The following is a 24,737-nucleotide window of genomic DNA, read 5'->3' as shown; positions in this document are numbered from 1 at the left end:
GGGATGTCTCAAACTTTCATTATCCACACATTTTCATTTCATTCAAAATTTCTTTTGCCATTACCACACACTCTTGAAAGAATCAGGTGCTCGTTTCGTTCCCTGAATCGGGAACGTAAACAACACGACCATCAGCCAGCTGGTATGCTGTGCCCAGTGCTTCACCGGTACCACCACCGATCTGTTCAGTCATGTTCAGCACTTCTATATCCTGCCCTTCCTTGACTATGATCTTCATATTTTCCTGACCGGGATTCTTTACGATGGTTATATCCTCAGTAGGACTGAGCAGTTCAGGGAGCTGAAAAGACATCACAAGAGCTATCAATAGAGCTACTGAGAACACCATGGCAACATCGAAGAGGTTAGCCACTCCGGTAAGAGGGTTCTGGTCTTCTTCTTCATAGAGGATACCCGGCCGATGATACCTTTTCCTTCTCATTGTCCGGTCTCCAAAGAATCAACAAGATAATCAATGTCTGCCATATCCTGCCAGTACCACCTCTTCCTGATCAATGTAAGTACGTACCCCACGATACCTGCAAAAAGACCAAGTACTGTTGTAGCAAAGGCGATCATCAGGTTGTTGGCAAGCTGGAGAATATCACCCTGTGCAAGACCGATGAGTGCGGGACCCAATGGAATTAAAGTTCCCATCAATCCAAGCATAGGAGCTACTGTAGACAGTATTTTTGTTTGCTCCAGGCGTTTTGTCATTCTGACTTCATACTCTTCGGACAACCATTCTATAGAAGAAAGAGTGTTCTTTTTCAGATGATCTGCTGCATCGTTTGCAAAAGATGTGACAAGCTGGTTCTGTTCAAGTTTAAGAAGATGTGATGCAGCTTCATCATAGGAAGATTTGTTCACATTCTCCTTGACGTTTCTGCCGATCTGCTCAAGTTGCTTGACATTTCGATGACGTTTTGCATATTCTGAGATGAACTCACCGATCAGACCAAGCGATACCGTAACTGCCAGAATCAAGAGTATTACCACAGGATACAGCATAGCAGCTGAAGCGGTATACATTATCTGGAATAAAGAAGAATCAATAGCCATATTTAGTTACTCCTAATTTTATCAAGAACAAATCCCCCGGCAATAATTACTGCAAAGGCCACGAATGGAAGCATCTCCAAAGGCGGTGCGGAATACGCAGGAATGTTCATCTGTTTTGTTTTAATGTAAGCAGGCACAAGGATGGCCCCCATGAGATAGTAAATACCAAGGATCATCATGACGTTACCAAGGGTCTCCGGGGTCTTTTTCAGCATCTTGCACAGAAGGGAAGATGCGACCACAGAAATGAAGAACACAACACCTACAAGCAATCCGATCCAGAGCCCACCCATCTCAAGAGATGTTGCCAGAAGCATACAGGAGATGAAGAGCGCTGTCAGACAGACCGGACAGGGAAGGGAGATCACAAGGAATGTGCGATGAGAAACATCACAACCACAGTTCCATTGCTTCTGGGTATAGATGCCTGCCCCGATGAGGAGCAGTGCAACCAGAACGTGAAGGGACATTCCCATGCTTGCGATCAGGTCCAGATTTGACTGGTCCACATATCCTATGAGACTGCCGATTATTATTGATAAAATAAAATAGCTGCCTGCAATAGCAAGGATCTCTTTCGTGCTGCGATTTGAAAAACCACAACCAATCCCGGTCTTAACACCAAATAGAAGAATGGCCAGCAGTATTCCCACAACGGTGAGAAGTACCATGTTCATTCACAAGCACCCCTTATAAAAATTAACTTTTCTTTTAGAATGTATGTTATTAACAACATTTCTACCACCCAAATTGATAATATTCACACCATGTTAAATCAAATATGAATTTTTATTTAATTAGACAAGTATGGTTGAGTGCCACAAATAAAACCATTATACTATATAAAACTGATTTATTGAGTCACATATGTATTACACAAAGGTAAACATGAATCTAATGAAAATAATACATGTTATTAATTGAGGAAACAAAATGAAAAAATAATCTCAGAAAAAAACAGAAAATTGAGAAACAGCAACTCATAAAAATGAGAATGAACATATAATTATCACTAAGGGCCTTTGGAATAATGTACTTAAAAATTCAATGAAATATAATTTATTGAATATACAAGAACATGACTACGTAATACTTAATCAGATTTTTTTATTACAACTGCCCCACAATGGTGCCACTGAAAATCACTTCAAACAATATAGGACCTAAGATATAAAATATCAAAATGCTTATCACATATTATATGTTTAGAAATGTTGATTCCAATGAAAAAAGCAATATTACTTGTTATACTTGCAGGCATAGTCCTCATTAGCGGTTGTGCAGGCAATTCCATGGACAAGGAAGATACAATAGTTAACGAAGCAGACTACACTAATAGAAGTAATCCCGGAGTTCAAAATGGCACAATTGTGGAAGAGAGCCATGACAATGTAACTGATCTCATGGAGCAAGAAAACGCAACCTTAAACGAAGAAGACCACTTTAATGCAAGCAATTCAGGGAATCAGGAAGATACTATGGTAAATGAAGGAGATACTATCACTGTTAATTATATTGGCCAGCTTGAAGATGGAACAATTTTTGACACATCACTTGAAGATATCGCAAAGGAAGCCGGACAATACAACCCTGCAAGGGAATACAGTCCGCTTGGATTCACTGTGGGTGCTGGCCAGATGATCAAGGGCTTTGACAATGGTGTCATCGGAATGGAGATCGGAGAGGAACGTACAGTCACGATCCCGGCAGCAGAAGCATATGGAGAATACGACGAGGAACTTGTCCAGCCAATAGAGATCAATCACCTCAAAGAGATGGGGATCGAGCCAGAGGTAGGAATGCCACTTTACACCCAGCACGGACAGGTAACTGTAGCCAAAATGAACGATACACATGCCTTCATCGACTACAATCACCACCTTGCAGGAAAGACACTTGTCTTCAAGATAACACTGGTATCTATCGGACAGGAATAAAACAAAATAACATTTGATCAAGGATGGAAAAGGAAGAAAAGATCGTAGTAGTCCTGCTGGTGATGGCCATCCTGTCACTTGCAGTAGCTCATTTTACATACCTTCCCGGCGAGCTGACAGGAGACATACAGCCACTGACAGATTCATCCGGACTTGGAGAAAAGGTCTTTGTGGAAGGAAACGTCCTCAGCAAACGGATCACATACACCGGAGACCACCTTATTCTGGAAGTCGATCAAAACACACAACCTATAACGGTCTTTGTACCAAACAACCATGGAGCTGAAGAGATCAATGAAAAGATCTCCACCAATGATCAGGTACGTGTTACCGGCATACTGGATAAATATGAAGGGGAACTTGAGATCATTGTCCAGAAGGCAAACGATGTCAAAATCTTCTGAACCGGATCTTGAAAATTTCATAACGGTAACAATATAAGTGAAAAGGTCATCTTCTGATGTATGAAAGCGTGTATCATGTGCGGAGGGGAAGGCACACGACTTCGCCCTTTAACTTTTGAAAGACCAAAGCCAAGCATACCTATCCTGAACAAGCCATCAGTTGTTCATCTGATAGAGCACCTTGCAAAAGAAGGGTTCACTGAGATCGTCATTACGATCGGATATATGGCAGAAAAGATCGAAGAGAGCCTTGGGGACGGACGTATGTATGGAGTACATATCGACTACGTCTATGAAGAAGAGAAACTCGGAACTGCCGGCGGTGTGAAGAACGCAGAAGAGTATCTTAAGGACGAGCCATTCATTATTGTAGGTGGCGACCATGTCATGGACCTTAATCTTCGCAATATGTATCGATTCCATGAGATCAACGATTCCATAGTCACCATCGGACTGATGTCCATTGATGATCCAAGGGAATTCGGTATCGCTGACATGGATGTCAACAACAGGATACACCGCTTTTTTGAAAAGCCAGGTCCCGGAGAAATTTTCAGCAATCTCGCCAGCACAGGAATATATATGTGCAGTCCGGAGATCTTCGACTGGATACCTGAAGGAAAGCAATATGATTTTGCAAAGGACCTGTTCCCTGCACTGATGGAAAAGGACAAGCCGATCAATGGCATGCTTGTGCGTGGCCACTGGACGGATGTGGGTAGTGCGAACGCATACAGACAGGCACAGAGATGGATGCTCGATTCCCTCCCAGGGACCTCCATTGAAGGTAACTTCAAAACCAAGAATTCACGTATCGTAGGACCTCTCAAGATCGGAAATAACGTGGCAGTGGGTTCAAACTCCGCGCTTGTGGGACCAATTGTGATCGGAGAGAACACAGTTATTGGAGACAACGTCCTGATTGGACCATATACAGCCATTGGCTGCAATTGCGTTATCAAGGACAACTGCAGGATATTATCATCATATATATTCAATGAAGTTACCATCGGGAACAACTCCAATGCATCCGGTTCGATCATCGACAACAATACTGTGATAGGAGAGAACTGTAGCATGGAGAACGGAACGGTGATCGGTCCCCGTGTAATCATCAATGATGATTCCACCATCCACTCCGATGTAAAGATATGGCCGGAGATAAACATCAAATCGGGCTCAAGGATAAAGGAGACTATAATTAACCCTGACCTGGACTAAAAAGTAGAACAACTGAAAGCATGAATCGATTCTTTAAGTGGCTCGTAGTCTCATTGCTGTTAAGCTTTACATCAATTGTAATTCTACTGTTCTTCACAGTGGACACGACCACCATCGATTCGATCCTTAACATTAAAAAAGAAGCGATCTTCGCTGCCATCGCACTTCAGGTGTTTTCATATATTATATGGGGACTTCGCACAAAGTTCATGTGCCAATCCATGGGCCATAACATCAGCTCATTAAAGACAACTGAGATCGCCATATCCAGCCTCCTCGTAGCTGCAGTCACACCATCTTCTGCAGGAGGGGAGGCTCTAAGAGTCCATCTTCTTTCAAAGAACGAGATACCCATAGGACAGGCTACGGCAGTTGTCATTGGTGAGAGACTTACTGATGCCTTTTTGATACTCCTGACAGCACCTATTGCACTCTACATATTCAGAGGCATGATAGCCGGAGAAAATTTTGACATCCTCCTTATCACAGGGGAAGCAATACTGCTCTCAGCCCTGGGAATACTGATATATGGAATATGGAAACCTGACAGAACAAAGAGTATGGTCCATTTTCTGGTGAACAGAACTACCCGTTTTCATGGAAAGAAAACCGATGAAGCGATCACAATCCTGTTGAAGAAAGTTGATCGTGAGCTCGATGATTTCCACTATGGACTTCGATATCTTCTGAAAAAAGGAAGAAGAGGCCTATTATATGGAACAGTGTGCACTATCATATATCGCTGTGCCCTATATTCCATCCTGCCCGTCATACTTGTAGGACTTAACCAGCCACCACAAGTTGTACTTGCCTTTACGGCACAGATCCTGCTGACGATAATAATGATAATACCTGCAACTCCCGGAGCAAGCGGTGTGGCAGAGTTAGGTGCAAGTTCGCTGTTCTCAGTACTTCTTGTATCCCCTGCTTTGATAGGAATAACCGTGCTGACCTGGAGAGCACTCACATATTATACTAATATAGTTGCAGGAAGCTTTGTGAGCCTGAAGGTCCTCAAAGATGCAGATTTCCTGAACAATTCAATTAAGAAATGAGAAAAAGGTAAGACAGGAGAAATAGCAGGATCACACTACTATATATTTCATTAATTTCTCCACGTCCTGCACCTTCCCAAGTACTTCATTCTCATTTGTATAAGGCACACCACTGTAGATGTTCGAAGCTTCAAGATCACTTATACCGGGAATTTCCCGGATAACAGAAAGAGGTGCAGAATTTATTTCAAGCGGATAAGGAATAGCTTTTACAGAACGCTGACCATGCCCCACGATTACCACATCAGTGAATTTACCAAGAGGAAGAGGAAGCGGTATCCCAACAAGTAAAGGATAGGAACCGAACTGCCTGCCAAATGTCAGCTCGTGCTTTGAGCTCTCGCCATGAACCTCACACATCACATCCCGAAGTACAGTACCCTTAGGAACTACCTTCCGAAGCATTGGCAGATCTATCTCTTTTCGTATCTTTTCCTTGTATTTCAGGAACAACTTCTTGTGTTTGCCTACAAGCTCATCGTTTCCATAGACGCGAGTATCCGGAAATGCCATTACCTGACGGATATTGATCCTTCTTACAAGAAGACCAGAATCCAGTATATCCTTGAGGAAATCATAGTTCATCTCAAATGTCTTCTTCGTCTCACCTGGAAGGCCATGAACAAAGTTCAACCCCGGTAAAAGTTCCGGAAGGCCACTGTTACCCCTTGAAGCACCAACTTCATTGACCATTTTGATGACATCCAGCACATCTTCAGGCATTGCTTTAAGGTCATTTGCACGCACCACAGCAGGATCAGCACTTTCCATTCCAAGAGCAGCAATATCACCGGATGTGTGATGGCGAACAATAGTCTTCAGGATCTCACGGCTCTGCTCAGGGTATGCAGCGATAGTTGCCGGATTTGCATTGTCCATATGAAGGACATGAAGATCAGGTGCCACTTTGCGAATGCCACTGTAAAGAGATTCCAGGACCGAGGGATCCGGTTGCAGAATGTCCGCACCGATATCCTTTGCATGAAAACTGAACAGGTCAGGCTGTCTCCCGATACGGAAATTCCTGGCACCAGCTGCATAAAGCGAAGAGACCTCATCGATCACATCGGATACCGGGCGGTAGTCCGAAGGTCCGTAGAACCTTTCAGTACAGAAGGAGCAGTGGATCTTACGACCACAACCACGATAAGTCTCAAGCTCGCACATGACATAGGGATAATCAGGATGCCTTTCGATGATAAAAGCACCAAGACGGGACCACATACCGATCTCTCCCACTGTCCTCAGCCTGTGACCAACATCCTCAGGATCAAGCAGGGAACCGTCCTCGAAGAGATCGTAAACAAAAGCTTCGATGTCCTTCTTTGCAATGACAACATCTTCTGCTTCGATACCCAGTTCTTTGGCACCTGTACCACCTTCTTTGCTGAAACCAAGACGTATGGGACCACCGATAACTTTCAGCCCTGGTGAAAGACTGCAGAGATTCTCGATCTCCCCGGGAGTGATAGGGGATGATCGGAGGTATTTACCCGGCACCGTGATGCCTGACAATATGACCACAAGATCAGCAGTTTTAAGAGCAAGGACATCTTCTGCGGTTGCTGTCCTCAGGCTATCGATGGTAAAATGATGGATATCATCCTCTGCTATGCCCCTTTCACGCAGGGCACCAGCAATGTAACGTATATATGGAGAGATGTATGGCGGAACCCCGAAGCACGCAGGCTCATCCACATAACCGTCTATGATCACTGTTCTCATGAGAATTAGAATGGAAGGATACCTTATAAATGAACCTTTTGAAGAGAATTTGTCATAGTGTACTTATAGTTTAATCGTGTAGGATAGTACGTCATGGAGTTTTACTGAGGTTATCATATGAGAAGTGACAATACAAAGAAAGGAGATGCACGTGCACCAAACCGTTCGCTTTTGAAAGCGATAGGAGTGACCGATTCTGAGATGAAGAAGCCGTTCATAGCTGTTGTGAATTCATGGACAGAGTTCATTCCGGGACACATTCACTTAGACAAGGTAGCAGAAGCGGTAAAGGCCGGTATTCGCAATGCGGGCGGTGTTCCTTTCGAATTCCATACCATAGGTATCTGCGATGGTATCGCGATGGGACATGAAGGAATGAAATATTCCCTTCCAAGCAGGGAAGCCATTGAGGACACCATTGAGATCATGATACAGGGCCAGCAGATGGACGGTATGGTCATGGTAACATCATGTGACAAGATCACACCTGGCCACCTCATGGCTGCAGGAAGACTTGACATCCCAACAATGGTCGTTACAGGCGGACCAATGCTGCCTGGATATGTTGATGATAAATACACAGACCTTGTCTCCGTTTTCGAAGGTGTCGGATCCTGCCAGAGCGGTGCGGTCTCATCTGAGAAACTGAAACAGCTTGAAGACATGTGTTGCTGCGGTGCAGGCTCCTGTGCAGGAATGTTCACAGCTAACACAATGGCATGCATGACAGAAGCACTTGGACTCAGCCTGCCAGGTTGTGCAACCGCCCATGCAGTTGATGCAAAGAAGATGCGCATGGCAAAAGATACCGGTGAAAGGCTCGTAGAGCTCGTAAAGGAAGGAGTTACAGCACGTCAAATCGTCACCGAGAAATCATTTGAGAACGCGATCATGGTTGACCTTGCAGTAGGAGGAAGTACGAACACAACACTTCACCTGCCTGCCATTGCCCATGAGTTCGGAATAGAACTTCCACTTGAGAAGTTCGATGAGCTCAGCAAAACAACCCCACACCTGATCGGACTCAGACCGGGTGGAGAGAACTTCATGCTCGACTTTGAGAGAGCCGGCGGAGTTCATGCTATCATGAAGAGGCTGAAAACAAAGCTGAACCTTGATGAGAAGACCATCACCGGAAAGACCGTGGGTGAAAATGTAGATGAGTTCATGATCTATAACCCGAAGCTCAACGCCCGTATCATAACAACACTTGAAGCTCCACTCCACGAAGAGGGCGGAATTGCAGTCCTGAAAGGCAACCTCGCACCTGACGGAGCAGTTGTCAAACAGGCAGCCGTAGATGAGAAGATGCTCAGACACACCGGTCCTGCAAGGGTATTCGATAGTGAAGAAGATGCAATGTCTACGATCATGAAAGGCGGGATCAAGTCAGGAGATGTTGTCGTCATCAGGTACGAAGGACCAAAAGGAGGTCCCGGCATGCGCGAGATGCTCTCCCCAACATCAGCTATTGCAGGAATGGGACTGATCGATTCAGTAGCACTTATCACCGACGGAAGATTCTCAGGCGGTACAAGAGGACCATGTATCGGCCACATCTCACCGGAAGCATATGAAGGCGGACCAATCGGCCTGATAAAGGAAGGTGACATAATCGAGATCGACATGCCTGGAAGAAAGCTTGAGCTCAATGTCTCGGACGAAGAGCTGGAAAAGAGAAGGGCCGATTTCAAACCGGTCGAAAAGGAAGTCACAGGCTATCTTTCAAGATATCGAAAAACAGTTAGCTCCGCAAACCGGGGAGCTATCAGGGACTAAGCTGCTGATTAAGCGGTTTATTCCTTTTTTATATTCTTATTTATTTGATCCCAGATGACAAGCTCATGCTCCGATCATAAGTTATGATCTTTGAGCTATAACCTGATGCAATCTACAAGACAAGATCAGGCAGATTCCTTTTCAGGAAGTTTCATAAGGTACACCCTGTCATCCTTTACAAATTTGGAGATCTTGCCGTCAGAAAGAAGCTGATCTATCTTAGACTCCACTTCATCGTCCAGATATCTCTTAGAAAGAAGGCTTTTGATCACATCTTTCTTCACTTCCGAGCCAGATGGAAGATAAGCAAAAATACAGCTTTCAAGTTTGTCCGCAGGTGGAACATTTACATCTGGAGCAGGTGCCTCTGGTTTAGCGGTCAGAGGAAGTTTCTCAGGAACATCATTCTCAATAGTACCGGTAGCAATCTTTTCATCCTGTAAAAAAGATGGAACTTGCCCTTCTATAACCAACTCAGGAGTCTCTGCAAGAGTTAGAGGCGACAGATCAACATTGAATAAAGAAGGGGTTGAAAATGGTTCAGGGAAAGAAGAACCTTCATCATCAACCGCAGTTTTCGCAACATCCAGAGAGCTGCTTTCAATTGGATTTTCCATCGCATCATCCTGTTCGATCTCTGCTACCGGAACTGCAACATCGTGCACCAATTCCGGAGGGATCTTCATTTCAGGGAAGGAAAGAGTAGCATAAGGAACTGATTCTTCAGGTCTTTCTGCCACAATATTACCGGACGTCGATGGAGAGGGAGTCTCATGCTCACTTTTGCCAACCCCCCTATCAGATAAGATGGAACTCTCCTTAAGGAATTGAACATTGGCACTCATATCAACAATCTGCCTCTCAAGCTCACAGATACGATCTGTAAGATCAACAATGATTCTCTCGAAACAGGCCATGTTTTCAGTAGACGAACTTTTTTCCTTTTCAGTAGAACCCATTACCTCTGGAACTGACTTGGAGACCTCTACAACCGGATCTTCAAAGTCAACATCGAGTACAGGTCCTTTGCACTCTTCAAGATCATCCGGATCCACAAGACTGCAATTGCAGCATAAAGTAAACTTATCTTCCGTATCGTCAGCGATTATGTCGCTCTCTTCAAGGACATCTTCAAGTTCAAAGGATGCCTCCTCAGAAATATCTTCAGAAATATCTTCAGAAATATCTTCAGAATCAGGATTTTCTTCACATATATCCCCAGAGTCTGTAACTTCTGCAGCCAGATTGTCATTTTCAGTGTCACCATCAGGAACATCACCTGTAATTTCAGCAATGTCCTTTGGTTCTTCAAAGCAAGGCTCATCAGCACATTCCACAGAGCCTGCATTGTCCTTAGCAGATGTTTTCAACTTGTTCTCAAGAAGTTCTATCAAAAAGGAATCCTTATCAGGAACAGTAGATAGTTCCTCATATAATTCATCAGATATACTGATCTTAAGTTCTTTCATGATGCATCAACCCTGGAAAACTAAAAAGAATATGCGTGCAGGGGATACATAAGCATTTCCAAAAAAGGGAAGAGAAGATTCACACCAGCAGGTTAAGCGGGTGCGAGGATGAGGTTTCAATATCAAGATCAGAAGATGCCTCTGCGATCATGATGTCACCCATGGCAGCCAGCGGGAAGGTATATTTTGCATTCTCGATAGGACCGTAGAGCACAAAGTCACCACCCGCAAGCTGCTGCATGGAAACCGTGCCTATGTCGCACATCTTGTAGACCAGTGGGTCTTCCTTCTTTTTAGCCTTGAGCCAGCTCCAGGAAGAAGGAGCATTGTGGATCCCGGAACCTACAGGATAGCCCCATTTCGCCTTGGCAGTCATGGTCATACGAAGAGCAATGCCTGCACCATCGCCCATAGGAGTAATGCTCGGATCGATGAGAATGTTCTTGATACCACATTCATCGGCGATCTCCAGAAGACCCCTGTCCATCAGTTTGCCCCCATTCTCCAGCAATGCCATCCTGCCATCAAGGGACGAATCCATTGCATTAAAACCGAGAATTATGGAACTATCAATATCGGAATTTGCCAAAGAAGTTAGTTCATCTTCACTGATGCTCATGTTAATAGAATTGTAGACCGTCTTATCAGCAAGTCCGATGTCAGACACATATTCAGCGGAAGCCATCCTCACATCAGGCTGCGGAGAATCGATGATAAAGGGAGCATCACTTACGGAAGTTACAAAATCGATGTACTTGTGCATGCTCTCAAAGGTATTTGCAAAGATATGGACGATCGCAGGATTTCCGGTCTCATCTGACATAGAATCCTGCATGTTCACAAGGACTTCTGCCTCTTTCCTGTCAAATATGCCGGCATCTGCATCTTCCACGATGCTGTGACCTTCATAGAATATAGTACCTGCAAGTACTGTTGGCAGCTCACCTGGCTGACCTCCGATCTTCACACCTGCGATATTGACGATCTCCTGCTCTTTCTGGAACCTGAACATGAACACAACCTCTACGAAATATAACAATGATAAAGATAACAATAAATCGATACTGTATTAGATTCGACCTAATTTAAGCATACTTAATCTAACTCTACTTCACAGACGATGCCGGAAGCTGAATCAAGCATTACATTGCCCGATACCATGATATCACCGGAAGTGATATCCATAACGGGCCTGCTTTTCTTTTTGGCACTCCCAACAACGAAAGCTGCTTCACAATACGGACCTTCTTTGTCTTTATACTCATCAACGATCCGGCGGATCTCATCAATATCGACCAGGCCGATGCGTTCAATGAGACTTACCTGCTTCTGGAAACGTTCAATTACATCCCTTCCGACGTTCTCAATAAAGGGGATCGCTCCATCCGACCCGATGATACGGCCATTCTCATCTATGCCGTTCTTGTGAAGTGCAATAAGTGTCTTTCCTGCAAGGTGTCCCCTGGATTCATTGCCACAGATCAGGAGATACCTGATATTTGAATTTGAGACCGTGTTTATGATGATCTTCTCTGCACCAAGGTTCTCGGTCTTGCAGCTACCCCACATGGCAGCTTCTTCATAAGGTTCAAATGAGCTTGCAAGAGTTATGACCGCAATACAGGAATCATTATTTCCGGCGATACAATCTCCTTTCACAACAGGCCAGCCACATGCAACGTTTTCTATGTCAACACCTCATAAATCCAATATGATCAATGATCAGGATCTGTTTCTCTCGTTTTTCATATCCACAAGGGCACTTGCAAGCATGATAGCCTTTGTGTAGTGACCACCAACACGTGATGTATCCACGAAGACATGGTCGTCCATTAATACCGGTGCACCAATGCCATCCCCTCCTCCAAGGAACACAAGTGTCCTGAATATCAGGTTACCGGTTATCCCGTCAGGAGCAAAGATGAAATTCGCCTCCTTTATGGCGTCCTCAATGAGTATTGTATAATGCTTTGCACATATACCATTTTCCCGAAGCCTGCTTGCGAGGAAGTCAGCATCTGCAAGTGTGCGATCGATCGTTTCATGTCTTCCAAGATCGCCCATCCTGCCACCCGAGAGGACTCCTACTACAGGTTCAACGCCGAACCTGCGCATATGTTCCACACCAAGCTTAACAAGGGTTATCTTGTCAGAGAGGTTATTGCCCTCGTCGATCCCCACAGGTGCGAGGAAGAAAGGCACACCATCAGATGTTAGCAGAAAGGCCATACGATGAAGCCGCTCTATCTTCAGGACATCCCTGAGATGGGAAAGAGTGCCTGAAGCCTTTGCAGTTCCCCTGACCGCTGCATCAACTGAACCCGATGCCAGCAGATCACCAAGAACTAACTCAGGCTCATGGGTGTTAATGATCTCAAGGGAAGTGCCGATAGCATCTATATCCTGTTTATCCCCTACAAGGATAACGTGTGCATATCCCTCATTGTGTGCGGTCTCGATACTTGAGATCATCTTAGGGGTCGGATCACGTACACCAATAGCCACCTTTGCAGTGTTTGAAAGAGCCCTTTTCCGAACAACATCCATAAGACCTGTCGTGCTATTGTTCTACATGCCGGATCACCTGCCAGAAATGATATTAATCAGAATCAACAAAGAGATGCAAACATTAATTAATTTTCCCTTTTATTGAAGGTATGATCACAGATGGAAGAATCTATCGAATGGGTTGAAAAATACAGGCCCAAATCCCTATCAGATCTTGTGGGGAACAAGAAATCAGTCGTTGATATGCGCGAGTGGGCAGAGTCATGGCTCTCCGGTGTACCGGAAAAGCGTGCAGTCATACTCCACGGACCTGCAGGAGTTGGAAAGACATCCGCTGCGCACGCACTTGCAAAGGACTTCGAGTGGGAAACCATCGAGCTGAATGCAAGTGACCAGCGAACAGCAGGTGCTATTGAAAGGGTCGCAGGTTCAGCTTCAAAGATGAGCTCACTTACGGGCACTTCCACAAAGAGACTTATAATTCTGGACGAAGCCGACAACATGCACGGTAATGCCGACAGAGGCGGAGCACGTGCTGTGGGCGGCATTATCAAAACAACTGACCAGCCCATCGTGCTGATCGCCAACGACCTTTACGGACTAACACCTACGATACGCTCCAGCTGTATTGAGCTCAAGTTCAATTCTGTGCAGGCAAGATCAATGATACCGGCGCTCAAGAGAATATGCGTCGAAGAGAATATCATGTGCGGTGTTGGCGTCCTTGAAAAACTGGCAGACAACGCTGGCGGAGACCTACGAAGTGCTGTCAAGGATCTTCAGGCTGTGGCATTGGGAAGAGATGAGATCTACATTGAAGACATCGCCACATCCGAGAGGGACACGAAGGAATCGATCTTCAAGGCCCTCGGAAAGATCTTCAAGAGCACGGACCCGAAAAGCGCATTGCAGGCTACATACGGTCTGGACGAAACACCTGAGAACCTCATCCACTGGATCGATGAGAACCTCCCATTACAATATGGCACCCAGGAAGGGACCGAAGAGGATATTATCACAGGATACAGGTATCTTTCAAAGGCGGACAGGTATCTTGGTCGTGTGAGAAAACGACAGAGCTATCGCCTCTGGAGATATGCAAGCGTCCTCATGACCTGCGGAACAGTGGTATCTAAGACCCATGTCAGTCGCGGGTTCACGAAATACCAGCCACCCTCGTTCTGGCGTAAAATGGGTCAGTTAAGAGCAAAACGTGACATGAGGGATAACATTGCTTCCAGGATCGGCTACCATTGCAACGAATCCATGCGTTATTCCCGCACAGACCTGGCACACCTCTACGGCAGGATGCTGAAGGACGATGCCTATGCAGTGGATGTTGCTGTTGACCTTGAGCTGAGCGTTGATGAGATCGTCTACCTTACCGGTGGCAAGAAGGTCACAAAAGGAATACAGAAGATCTATGATCTTGCACAGGCACAGCGCAGCACCTATGGCAATGACGACGCTCCGGTCTTTTTTGAGAAGAAAGCGGCGAAGAAGGTACAGGATAAAAAGCAGATGGACCTGAACCAGATAATGGAAAGTGCTGCTTCCAAAGGAAATACAGAAGCTGCAGAAACTTCAAAGACGGTGAACTCAGCTCCAAAGGATGAAACAAAACCAGACCCTAAACCGGCTGCAAAAGCAAAACCTCAAAGGACCTTATTCGACTTCTGAGACAGCTTCAGGCAGATTTATCAAAGGGACAATGGATCGATCCATGTCCTGTAATATCCTTTTTCACATGCAACTTCAACGTGCATATTGAAAAGTTCAGAGAGGTTCTTTGCCGTAAGTATGTCCTCCTTTGGCCCGTCAAGAAATACTTTCCCATCCTTTAAGAAGATCACACGACCGATCTCAGGAATTATGTCTTCCAGATCATGCGTTACAAGAATTATATTCTTTCCTGAAGAAGCAACTTTTCTTAATGCCTCCCTGAACACATGACGGGACCTCATGTCAAGACTGTTAGAAGGTTCATCAAGTACGAGTGTCTGCGGATCATGGACCAGTGCCCTTGCTATGAGAACTCTCCGAGCTTCACCAGTAGACATCTCAGACATATTCTTGTCAGAAAGATATGATATTCCAAGAAATTCAAGAAGCTCACGTGCTTTTTCATTCATTTCAGGAGACACTTGATGGTTGGGATAGAGGCCGATGCTGCTAAAAAATCCTGAGATCACCGCATCAAGGCCGGATACATCTCTCACATAGTCCTCCTGCAGGTCATAGGACACGATTCCCAGAAAGTGCCTCATTTCGAACAGATCCCACACATCTTTACCCATGATCCGGAAGTCAAGCCCGTCAGTACCTGCAAGTGGATAATAATCCCTTGTGATCGTTTTGATAAGGGAGGATTTACCGGAACCGTTCGGCCCTATGATGGCAACATTCTCGCCGACATCAATGTTCAGAGAAATGGAATCAAGAACATTCTTCTCATTTTTCCTGACTGTCACATTACTGTACTCAAGAAGTGGTCGTGTATCACTGGACATTTTGATCAACCGAATAATTGTACTATCAATTAACTTTTTTCTGCTACTGCTTCATCTAATAATGTTGCATCTCACTGAGGCAGGTCTCATTATTTAATGCTGAGATTCCCGGACCCTTTATCTTTGGTCATTATGCCTTCAAGCTCAAGAAGTTGCACCATAACATCAAGTCCACCGGCATAACCTGCCAGTTTCCCATTGGAACTTACCACACGGTGACATGGAACGATAATCTGGACCGGATTCAAAGAATTTGCATGCCCAACTGCCCTTGAAGCCTTTGGATTACCGATCATTCCGGCCACATGCCCATAGGATACGGTCTTACCATAAGGGATCTTTGTTAAAGCATCCCAAACCTTCTTCTGGAAATCGGAACCTTCTGGAGAGATTTTTACATCGAATTCCTTCAACTCCCCTGCAAGATACAGGTTTAGCTGTTCTTCGACCGCCTTAAAGAAAGCGCTGTTCTGCTTCCAGTCAGAGGGAATGGAATATTTCCTCTTGCCATCCTGGATATTCAGCACTTTCACTCCGTCATAGTCTCCGGCCACCAGTATGGTTCCAAGTTTCGTTCTTATGAGATCATAATACATTCAATATGCCATCAGTTTTGAATTAGATATTACTTTCCACAACAAACCTTTTCCTGAATGCAAGGGTCACGACCGCCACCAGTATTCCAAAGACACCTGAAAGCAGGAAAACGACATGCAGGTCGAAGTAAAGTAATATGACACCCAGGACCACAGGTGAAGCACTCTGGCCCACATATTTCATGGTATTGTGAATAGAAAGGACCCCACCACGGGACTGTGGTGGAGAGATCTGTATGATCTGGGAGTCGATAGCCGTCTGGCAAAGCCCGAAGCCACCTCCAAACACCAGCAATAAAAGGAAAAGTACAGGAAGGGAAGCGGTCCATGAGATAAGGGAAATAGATATTCCTACAAGTGAAAAACCCAAACCTATGAGGACTATCAACGGAAGTTTTTCTGCGAGCTTCTTTATGCTAGATGCCACCATGATGATGGCAAGTCCCTGAATGGAAAGCACCATACCGGCCTCTTTTGCAGCAAAACCGAAAACATCTTTGAGCATGAATGGAAGGAAGACAACGATAGCAAACAACAGGAAGAAGATAGCAAAGCTCAGGAAAACGGTGTAAAGTATCCTGAAATCCCCGAGTTCTCGGACTGCATTCCCCAACCCGCTACCATGGGATGCATCACATTCTTTTGTTTCAGGAAGCAAAAGGAAAACCAGCAAAGCAAATGGTAGTGAAAGGACATAAAAAAGGAAAGGATAATTCCATCCAATCGTGGCCAAACCTCCACCAATAAGGGGTGCTGTAACCGAACCAATTGCTATTGCCATACTGACCCTGCCCATGGAATGGACCCGGTCAAGCCCCTTATAAACATCCCCGATCACCAGCATCACCAATGACATCATACCGGCTATCCCTATACCCTGAACAAACCTCAATATAAGCAGGGTATGCAGGTCGGTAGCAAAGAAGCTGAAAAGACCCATCAGCCCATTGATAATAAGACAGGGGACCAGCACTGCCTTCCTGTTCACACGATCAACAAAGTGACCGATGACAAGGGAGAAGATAGCTGTGGATATGGTATAGACTGCCATGAGCTGTGCTACTTCATTTGGAGTGCTGCTTAATGGTTCCACCATCTGTGGCAGTACCGGGGCAAGTATGGCACCTCCTGCCATTGCAAAGAAGACAGTAGTTGCGAGGAACAGCAGATGATAGGGTTTGAAATTCATCTAATCAACCAATAACATCGAACAACGTCAAAAACATTATGCAGAATTCATTCAGGATAAAGCTGAACAAGTTTATTTTCTTGCTGAACAAATTGCCATTCACCATTCTAGATATCACTTGTCCGAAAGTCTTTTTCAATTGGTAAAATCCTGAAACTCTGGAGCCTGTAAGAGATCAATTTGAAGATACAATTCGACATCATCAAATCATAATCCGTATATACCAGTTCAGCATAGCCAGTCCCATCCAACTCAAGTATAGTGGATTAACATCATCAAACAGAGATGATTTCTATGCAAAATATGATTAACAAAGAACAATTGAAGAAAGATGGATTTCTCCCCCATAGACAGGATAACTTGTGTTCCATGCGTGTTGGCATCACCGGCGGCTATGTTGAAGTTGCCCAGTTAAGAGCCCTTGCAGATGCTGCCGAGAAGTATGGACAGGGACATATACACATTACTTCAAGACAGGGAATAGAAGTACCTTTTGTTAATTTTGAGAACGTGGAAGCTGCGAAGGAAGATATGAAAAATGCAGCCGTTCGCCCGGGTGTTGCCGGAAGAAGAGTGCGTGCGGTCGTTGCATGCCAGGGCAACCGGGTCTGCAACCATGGGTTGATCGATTGCCAGAACCTTGCTGAAAAAATAGACAGGGAACATTTCGGAGCAGATGTCCCATACAAATTCAAGATAGCTATCACTGGTTGTCCCGCAGCATGTCTTAAGCCTCAGGAGAACGACCTTGGGATCATGGGCACGGTCCATCCTGAATGGAAAACGGACACGTGCACAGAATGTGGCGTGTGCGTAAAACGCTGCAAGGCCGATGCCATAACCATAGACGAGAACAGCGTCCATATAGACATGGACAAGTGCATACTCTGCGGTGAATGTATCCTCGCCTGCCCAAAAGATGCTATCGTGCCTTCAAAGACGGGATATACAATATTCGCAGGCGAGAAAGTTGGCAGGTTCCCGCGCGACGGTACAAGGATTGTGGAAGTCTTTAACGAGGAGGAAGTATATGATATCGCCAATAGGAGCATCGAATACTACCGTGAAAATGGCGGTAAGGATGAGAGGCTTGGGGATGTGATAGATAGAGAAGGTATCGAAAATTTTAGGGATGCCGTTTTGAAGTGATCTATTTTCTTTTTTTCAAAAACTAGCATCTTAAAAATCCTGTAATAAAAAACCAATACAAACAGTGCTATGCATCAGTAAAAACAATGAAAAGAAGGATGGAACTCAGACCAGACTCCACAATCATTTAAAACACGTTCGTAAACTCCCTCATGAGGAACATTTGATACTTAGTACTTTGAAAGATAAATAGAAGGATTTTCAGCTAGCAACCCTGGAGAGGTAGTTTTGATCTAATAATTGAATAAGATAGTATAATTATCTGAATTTCCAACCCGGGGTTCAAAAAAGAACCAAGTAGATTGAAAATAAAAAAGCAGAAGGATCGCTTATTGATCCTTCCTTCTGTAAATTAAGTAGACTACTGAAAGAATACCAATTGCTGAAAGTATACTAAATCCAGGAATTACACCCGAATCATCTTCCGGTTCATCAACATTTTCAACAACTTCATCTTCAGGGATTACTGTAGTTCCATCATCAAGAGCTGGAGTTGACTCTTCTTCGGGCTCTTCAGCAACTTCGGGTTCCTAAGGTATTTCAGGTTCTTCAGTAAGTGGTATGATTACCGCTTTACCAGTACCTCCAGAAGAACCGCGATCTTTAGGTTCAGTAGGTATCAGTATAGCATCTATCACATGGACAACACCATTATCAACCTGAATGTCAACAATAATGACTTCAGCATCGTTGATGAAGATTCCATCATCATTTATTGTGACCTGAAAGTCCTTGCCCAATAATGTGGTTGCAGTCATTCCGTCTGAAAGATCTGTTGACAGAACTCTGCCATCTAGAACATGATAGAGCAATATATCGTCCAGGTCACCCTGTGGATCAGCAAGTAAAGCATCAACAGTGCCTTCCGGAAGTGCTGCAAAGGCATCATCGGTTGGAGTAAATACAGTGAAATTGCCTTCACCTGAAGGGGTTTCAGTCAAATTGACTGCATCCGGTTCTGCTTCAAGGGTAGTGTGATTTTTACTATCGGTGATGATGTCTGCAACAGTGTATGGTGCGGCTGTTGCGGTTGCTGTCAAAGAAAAAATAATGGCTAAAAATGTCAATAAACATATTGTATATTTATATTTCGTCACATAACTTCCTTAATATTCGACATTTGTGCCTAAAAAATGACATAGAGATTAACGAGGTGATTAATTGGCTTCGTCCTTAAAGAACTCTTATTAATCTATTCCTTTATTTTTATCATTAATTTCATTTTAAAAAGCAGAGTGCACATACAATAGATTGAACTAAATTATGAAAAGAATGGTAACGTGTGAGTTCCATAAGGGCAAAAAACGGTTGGAAATTTGGGGGGTGGGGGGTAACCCTTAAAGAACTCAGTTTCCTCTCAGGGAATTCATATTATTTAAAATTGTCTTTAGTTGCTTTAACAATTGGAATGTATCAATAATTGGAATTAAGATATAAAACCATTGGAAATGTAGGATATAAGGCTTAGTAGAGAAGTTTGAAAAAAGATAAAAGAAAGGATTTTCGTGGTCGGCCCTTACTCAAAATTGGGATCTGTAGAAATCCTCAATATTCGGACAACAATCCAAATCCAGATTATTGACATATGTATTACCCGAGATAATACTGAAATCTGATTTCAGAATATTGATGTAAATATCGCGAGGTTTTCTACAGAGTCTCCATTTGATGAGTTACTCCCCAACCCACTAGACCTAGTAGGTTACTTCCCTATTTAACGTATTTGTATCAAAATATTTGATGCCTAATTAAAATTTAACGGCATTAAATTTGTCTTATATACTAAGGACGAATAATAATGTAGAGCCATATATCTTACTAAAAATTAAAGAACTGAATCATATGTAAAGAAAGGCTGAAGCTGGGATGCCTTTTACATTGATTAGTCATGCAAGGGAAAGGTTAGAGATGCGACAACAAAGCCGAAAATTTGGAATATATAAACACATTTCCAAAAAATATATTAAAATTGTAGTTAGTTTACCTTAAATAATAACAACACATAAGTGATGCCTCTCAAAATGGGATATTATCTATGATTCAATATAGGATGACTTAAAATGAAAAAATCATTACTTGATGTTCTATTCATGTCAGAGAAAAGAAAGGCTGTTCTGTTATTGTTAGAAGATGGCGCAAAGGAAATGGATACTATTCTCAATTCCCTGAAAACGTCAAGGCAGTCATTACTCCCACAAATTAAGATATTGAAAGAGCATCATCTGGTCACTCACTATAATGACACTTATGAATTGACAACTGTTGGAAAACTTATTGTTGATGCAATGATTCCTTTATTAAATAAAAGCGAAGTCCTTGACGCTGATATTGATTACTGGGGAAGTCGTAATCTTGATTTCATTCCATCCTACCTCTTAGAAAAAATAAGTCAGCTCAGGAACTGCGAAATAATAAATCCATCTCTCACCGAATTATTTACCATACATAAATCTCATAATCCAGAATATAAAGAATCCCCAAGTGTTTATACAGTTACTACTATACTCTACCCTGATTTTGATTCGATACTCACAGAAATGTTTGAGAATAATATTGATTTTTACTATATCGTTTCTCAAGAATTACTTGACAAGATAAGAACAGAATATCAAGACGAATTTTCAAAGTTTATTAAGAATAAATCCTTCAACATGTATGTTTACAATAAAGAGATGAAATTTTTATATTTTACATTTGATAACGTTCATTCTCTAATAAGTATGTTAAAAAATAATGGTGAGTTTGATAATAAGTTTATGTTATGTAGAAGCCAGAGTGCAGTTGACTGGACAAAGGAGCTTTTTGAATATTACCGAAAAGATTCAACACCTATAACTGAAATTTAATAACTGAAATTTAATAACTGAAATTTAATAACTGAACTTATCATCGCTTTTATTGAGTTTCTTTGCAGTTAGATACTGCATCTCGTCTGCACTGACCATAGCAATATTTGCCATACTATTTGCACCTTTATCGAAAACAACAAGAGATCCTTTTCTTAGCCTCTTGTTAACCTGATGATACGTTTTCTTGAAATGTGTCTGATCATTAAGCTTACCCTTCTCTACAGTAATCCCAATAGGAAGGTTGATATTGGTATGTTCAAAATCATATCGTTTGAAGAGTTGATCCTGGGTCTCTGAGATGATTTCTTCACTTTTTGAACCAATCGTTTCAAGGGTGCGATAAAGAGTTCGTTCGCTGAATACATCAAGATTAAAAAAGTCAATCGTTTTTGAAAATAAGTTGTGGCAATGATATGTCGGGAGGATATATCAATGCCTGTAAATAAGTGACAACTATCACTCAGTTACTCTACGGGCGGAGTTGTCAATAACAGGGCGTGCGTTGCTCCCCTTGACTGTTCCGTCGCTTAACCTGAAACCATGCAATGCGTGTGGCAGAGGTGAAGATGATACAACTCTAACTTCTATCTTACTTACCATAGATATTTCTCCTTTTGATTTAAGTATCGTTTTTGCTCCTTTAGTTTGCCCTTTGTCTTTACGATAATCGGCATCCTTTGTAGGACTTTCTAATATATAAAGATTTTTAACATATGGGGCTTGCCCATAAAGTACCTTACTTCGTGGTCAACTACCCTACTTTATAGTCAACTTGACTACATTGTGGTCAAATCGAATATCTGTAAGCTATTTCCTACAATTGAATGGACAAAAAAAATCATAATTTTTATTGCGTACCTGAAATTAGAATCTCATCGATATTGCCGCAACTAAAAGAATGATGAATCAAGGAATGTAGAAACCTGATGTAGTTTCAACCAAAAATATCAATAGGTAGACTTTGGAGATATCATAGAGATGTGTATCTGAACTCTCTTATAATAGCAAAGATTTCTTTAGAATGTTTAAGCTTTGTAGAAACCCGCTACCAAGCTAAACACACAGCTTTGAAAGTTTCAGTCTATATTGATCCGACTCAAGAAATGGTTGAATCGATATCATCAAAACTGTAAAGATTTCTAGTCCAGCGAAGTAAAATATCCAAGTTCAGTCACTAAAAGCATTGAACAACTGGATCACAAACTAAATAACTCAAATTGGGTTTGACAAAAAACAAATAGATCATTCTAAGCAATGGTTCAACAATTCAAAAAAAAGATAAATAAGCCTCGAGCGGACTATCCACATCGTATTAGGATTAAGTTGTCACTGCCTTGAAAGGAATGTTTGATTTTCAATTAATAGTTATTACTGAAACTAATAAAAGATTTTTATCCAGCAAACCAAATCTATAGATTGCCTTACCTCATCTTTAGCAATTGGAGTCACTGTTGAAGAGCTCAATGGAAGAAGATGAGGTTCTCTAAAGGTAATTGCAATACATGAAGCAGAATGCCAGAAGTGAGAAACCATTTTCTCTCAATGCTCATGTGAGGAGGAGGGTTTGCACTTAGGGAATTGTCAAGATCTAATCGGGAATTGGTAGTTAACTTCATCAAAAAGAATAAGGACTATTTTTCAAAAGAGAGTATGGAAAATGGGATCAAATATTTTACTCCCTAAGAAAAGGCAAAGCTAAAGAACTTGCTTTCAGGTAAAAAGCCTGATTCATAATGATGGAACATCTATTGAAGATTGTAAGATAAATAACAGACGTTTGGGTTTAGTGATAGGATAAGGGTTTAATATTTATTGACCTCTGTGACTTGGCGTTTAAAGATAATGCTGTTCCCACATATGGCAACGAGTTCCCAATTTGAAGATCCATGTCTATTTAGTTGTCTTTCAAAATCTTCCTCATCGATTACGTCGACAAGATATTCCCAGTGACTTTTTTCTTCATAAGGCATATAAACACACCCTAAATTAATATTGCAGTAGCATTACTTTAATCTAATCCTGCATGATTGTCAACTTTCCTTTTTATACCCTCATAACTCATCTGCACACATACGGTTTATTAATAAAGATGACTCGCAGTTTGAAAAATCTTTCCTATGAAGGTAACGCTTAAAAGGTAACAAGCACTATTCTTAACTATGGATGTGGGTGGGAATGAATCCATTTTATCTGATCCGTCTGGTTTATTCAATGAATCAATTGTACCCAGTTTCATAAATACAACTACGATCGATCCAAACTGGTTTTACGCTGCTTCCGCACAAAGTGCCGCTGCAATTGTTGGGCTAATGGGGGCGTTTATCATAACTAAAATGGTAGACAACAAAATGCATGTAAGGCAGTTGAAATCAGAGATCTCCGATTACAAAGAAAAAATGAATTATGTTCAATCGGAACTAGATAAGAAACAGAAGTATGTAGATGAGATTGCTTACGAAGAAGATTGTAAGTTAGTCGAAAAGTATCTTGAAGGCATGGTTGCTCACATCGATCCTTACAACTCCTTTAATGTAGATGAGCTTTATAATAAGGCACGGTTCGATGAAAATTATTCACACATTAACAGATCAGTTTTAGAAGATAAATATAATCAGGACTATTTGATAAAAGTTGCCAACTATCATGAAAAGTTAGTTGATGAATTTTTGGGAAAAAAGAAAAAGGACATTGATTTAGCAAAACCGCCTTCGACAGATGAACTTTATGATGAGGCTAGCAGAGATATTCCAAACATCAAAAAGTCTGTTCTTGAAGAGAGATATAACCTAAAATATCTCACGGAAGCGAAAGCACCACATCAAGAAATAGTAGAATCTACTATGCCTGAAACTTCCAATCCCTGGCTTACAGATGATCGATCAACAATCCCTTCTGAAGATCTCTACCCGCATCCATCAGAAGACAATTATTTTTCAATCATTTCTACTTTAAAATGGGATAAATATCACAAATATGTAGAAGAGATTCCCGAAAAAGAAGCAGAATGCAATTATTATCTCGTCCTCATAGAATCCAAGGAAAGATTACTCCAAGCAAGTAATGAAGTAGCTAATTTGAGGGTAAATCTAATCAGTTTGTTCATTTTCTCAATATTGGGAGTATTTGTACCCCTTGGAATGATGCTTTTTGATTTTGAATACATGCTCAAATTGAGAACAATTGTTTATGTTGGAATTTTTAGCGGTTGGCTTTTAGTTCTAGTTGTTTTGTTGGATGAAATACGGAAACGTGTGTAATTGAAACTATCAATATGGAAATAAATA

Annotated in this window: 23 protein-coding genes; 10 read left to right on the top strand and 13 right to left on the bottom strand. The window is 42.4% G+C overall.

The window, feature by feature from the left end:
• Positions 1-82 precede the first annotated feature (82 nt).
• The 3 genes from LI82_RS04540 to LI82_RS04530 are packed head-to-tail and all read right to left on the bottom strand — an operon-like array spanning position 83 to position 1,739.
• Positions 83-442, bottom strand: coding sequence for a DUF2149 domain-containing protein (locus LI82_RS04540; protein ID WP_048193732.1), 360 nt, complete (start codon positions 440-442; stop codon positions 83-85).
• A complete protein-coding gene (locus LI82_RS04535) occupies positions 439-1,062 on the bottom strand; it encodes a MotA/TolQ/ExbB proton channel family protein (RefSeq protein ID WP_048193731.1) in 624 nt (207 codons plus the stop codon). Before LI82_RS04535 ends, LI82_RS04540 begins: the two co-directional genes overlap by 4 nt.
• Positions 1,063-1,064: 2 nt before the next feature.
• Positions 1,065-1,739 carry a DUF2162 domain-containing protein gene (locus tag LI82_RS04530; RefSeq protein WP_048193730.1) on the bottom strand — a complete coding sequence of 225 codons (675 nt, stop codon included), beginning with the start codon at positions 1,737-1,739 and terminating at the stop codon, positions 1,065-1,067.
• A 546-nt stretch (positions 1,740-2,285) separates the two neighbouring features.
• Here LI82_RS04530 and LI82_RS13350 point away from each other — a divergent pair.
• The 4 genes from LI82_RS13350 to LI82_RS04510 are packed head-to-tail and all read left to right on the top strand — an operon-like array spanning position 2,286 to position 5,679.
• Entirely contained in the window at positions 2,286-2,999 is a 714-nt protein-coding gene (locus LI82_RS13350; RefSeq protein WP_236622660.1) for an FKBP-type peptidyl-prolyl cis-trans isomerase, read from the top strand.
• 23 nt (positions 3,000-3,022) lie between these two features.
• The gene (locus LI82_RS04520) at positions 3,023-3,403 is read left to right on the top strand and encodes an OB-fold nucleic acid binding domain-containing protein (RefSeq protein ID WP_048193729.1); all 381 of its coding nucleotides are present in this window, start codon (positions 3,023-3,025) and stop codon (positions 3,401-3,403) included.
• A 60-nt stretch (positions 3,404-3,463) separates the two neighbouring features.
• Positions 3,464-4,624 carry a nucleotidyltransferase family protein gene (locus LI82_RS04515; RefSeq protein ID WP_048193728.1) on the top strand — a complete coding sequence of 387 codons (1,161 nt, stop codon included), beginning with the start codon at positions 3,464-3,466 and terminating at the stop codon, positions 4,622-4,624.
• Between the two features lie 20 nt (positions 4,625-4,644).
• Positions 4,645-5,679, top strand: a complete 1,035-nt coding sequence (locus LI82_RS04510; RefSeq protein WP_048193727.1) for a lysylphosphatidylglycerol synthase transmembrane domain-containing protein — start codon at positions 4,645-4,647, stop codon at positions 5,677-5,679.
• 30 nt (positions 5,680-5,709) lie between these two features.
• Here the strand turns inward: LI82_RS04510 and LI82_RS04505 are convergent, their stop codons facing one another.
• Positions 5,710-7,404, bottom strand: coding sequence for a radical SAM protein (locus LI82_RS04505; RefSeq protein ID WP_048193726.1), 1,695 nt, complete (start codon positions 7,402-7,404; stop codon positions 5,710-5,712).
• A 117-nt stretch (positions 7,405-7,521) separates the two neighbouring features.
• On the opposite strand from LI82_RS04505, the gene ilvD reads away from it, so the two are divergent.
• Positions 7,522-9,183 (top strand): dihydroxy-acid dehydratase, encoded by a 1,662-nt coding sequence (ilvD, locus tag LI82_RS04500; protein ID WP_048193725.1) that lies wholly within the window; start codon positions 7,522-7,524, stop codon positions 9,181-9,183.
• Positions 9,184-9,308: 125 nt separating this feature from the next.
• On the opposite strand, the gene LI82_RS04495 is transcribed toward ilvD, so the two are convergent.
• From LI82_RS04495 to mtxX, 4 genes are all read right to left on the bottom strand, one after another.
• The gene (locus LI82_RS04495; RefSeq protein ID WP_048193724.1) at positions 9,309-10,652 is read right to left on the bottom strand and encodes a hypothetical protein; all 1,344 of its coding nucleotides are present in this window, start codon (positions 10,650-10,652) and stop codon (positions 9,309-9,311) included.
• Positions 10,653-10,731: 79 nt separating this feature from the next.
• Positions 10,732-11,664: a tetrahydromethanopterin S-methyltransferase subunit H gene (gene mtrH / locus LI82_RS04490; RefSeq protein ID WP_048193723.1), complete on the bottom strand. Its 933-nt coding sequence runs from the start codon at positions 11,662-11,664 to the stop codon at positions 10,732-10,734.
• Positions 11,665-11,747: 83 nt separating this feature from the next.
• Entirely contained in the window at positions 11,748-12,341 is a 594-nt protein-coding gene (locus LI82_RS04485) for a tetrahydromethanopterin S-methyltransferase subunit A (RefSeq protein WP_081955731.1), read from the bottom strand.
• 33 nt (positions 12,342-12,374) lie between these two features.
• Positions 12,375-13,199 (bottom strand): methanogenesis marker protein Mmp4/MtxX, encoded by an 825-nt coding sequence (gene mtxX, locus LI82_RS04480; protein WP_048193722.1) that lies wholly within the window; start codon positions 13,197-13,199, stop codon positions 12,375-12,377.
• A gap of 120 nt (positions 13,200-13,319) precedes the next feature.
• Here mtxX and LI82_RS04475 point away from each other — a divergent pair, with 120 nt between their 5' ends.
• On the top strand, positions 13,320-14,840 hold the full coding sequence (locus tag LI82_RS04475; RefSeq protein WP_048193721.1) for a replication factor C large subunit: 1,521 nt from the start codon (positions 13,320-13,322) through the stop codon (positions 14,838-14,840).
• Positions 14,841-14,860: 20 nt separating this feature from the next.
• Here LI82_RS04475 and LI82_RS04470 read toward each other — a convergent pair whose 3' ends face one another.
• The 3 genes from LI82_RS04470 to LI82_RS04460 form a co-directional block, all read right to left on the bottom strand.
• Entirely contained in the window at positions 14,861-15,670 is an 810-nt protein-coding gene (locus LI82_RS04470; protein ID WP_048193720.1) for an ABC transporter ATP-binding protein, read from the bottom strand.
• Between the two features lie 89 nt (positions 15,671-15,759).
• The gene (locus LI82_RS04465; protein ID WP_048193719.1) at positions 15,760-16,266 is read right to left on the bottom strand and encodes a methylated-DNA--[protein]-cysteine S-methyltransferase; all 507 of its coding nucleotides are present in this window, start codon (positions 16,264-16,266) and stop codon (positions 15,760-15,762) included.
• Positions 16,267-16,288: 22 nt separating this feature from the next.
• Positions 16,289-17,455 (bottom strand): MFS transporter, encoded by a 1,167-nt coding sequence (locus LI82_RS04460; protein ID WP_048193718.1) that lies wholly within the window; start codon positions 17,453-17,455, stop codon positions 16,289-16,291.
• A 294-nt stretch (positions 17,456-17,749) separates the two neighbouring features.
• Here LI82_RS04460 and LI82_RS04455 point away from each other — a divergent pair, with 294 nt between their 5' ends.
• Positions 17,750-18,604, top strand: coding sequence for a 4Fe-4S binding protein (locus LI82_RS04455; protein WP_081955730.1), 855 nt, complete (start codon positions 17,750-17,752; stop codon positions 18,602-18,604).
• 329 nt (positions 18,605-18,933) lie between these two features.
• Here the strand turns inward: LI82_RS04455 and LI82_RS13665 are convergent, their stop codons facing one another.
• On the bottom strand, positions 18,934-19,011 hold the full coding sequence (locus LI82_RS13665; RefSeq protein WP_394297408.1) for a Heimdall-CTERM domain-containing surface protein: 78 nt from the start codon (positions 19,009-19,011) through the stop codon (positions 18,934-18,936).
• 123 nt (positions 19,012-19,134) lie between these two features.
• On the bottom strand, positions 19,135-19,644 hold the full coding sequence (locus tag LI82_RS04450; RefSeq protein ID WP_081955729.1) for a fasciclin domain-containing protein: 510 nt from the start codon (positions 19,642-19,644) through the stop codon (positions 19,135-19,137).
• A gap of 1,020 nt (positions 19,645-20,664) precedes the next feature.
• Between LI82_RS04450 and LI82_RS04445 the strand changes: the two genes are divergently transcribed.
• The 3 genes from LI82_RS04445 (at position 20,665) to LI82_RS04440 (ending at position 24,710) form a co-directional block, all read left to right on the top strand.
• Positions 20,665-21,450 (top strand): helix-turn-helix transcriptional regulator, encoded by a 786-nt coding sequence (locus LI82_RS04445; protein WP_048193716.1) that lies wholly within the window; start codon positions 20,665-20,667, stop codon positions 21,448-21,450.
• 1,581 nt (positions 21,451-23,031) lie between these two features.
• Positions 23,032-23,136, top strand: coding sequence for a hypothetical protein (locus LI82_RS13660; protein WP_135607277.1), 105 nt, complete (start codon positions 23,032-23,034; stop codon positions 23,134-23,136).
• Between the two features lie 476 nt (positions 23,137-23,612).
• Positions 23,613-24,710, top strand: coding sequence for a hypothetical protein (locus LI82_RS04440; protein ID WP_048193715.1), 1,098 nt, complete (start codon positions 23,613-23,615; stop codon positions 24,708-24,710).
• The last annotated feature ends 27 nt before the right edge of the window (positions 24,711-24,737 follow it).

The organism is Methanococcoides methylutens (genome assembly GCF_000765475.1).
GTDB lineage: Archaea > Halobacteriota > Methanosarcinia > Methanosarcinales > Methanosarcinaceae > Methanococcoides > Methanococcoides methylutens.
The sequence above is the reverse complement of the archived record's forward strand: the minus strand, read 5'-3'. Positions and strand labels throughout refer to the sequence as shown.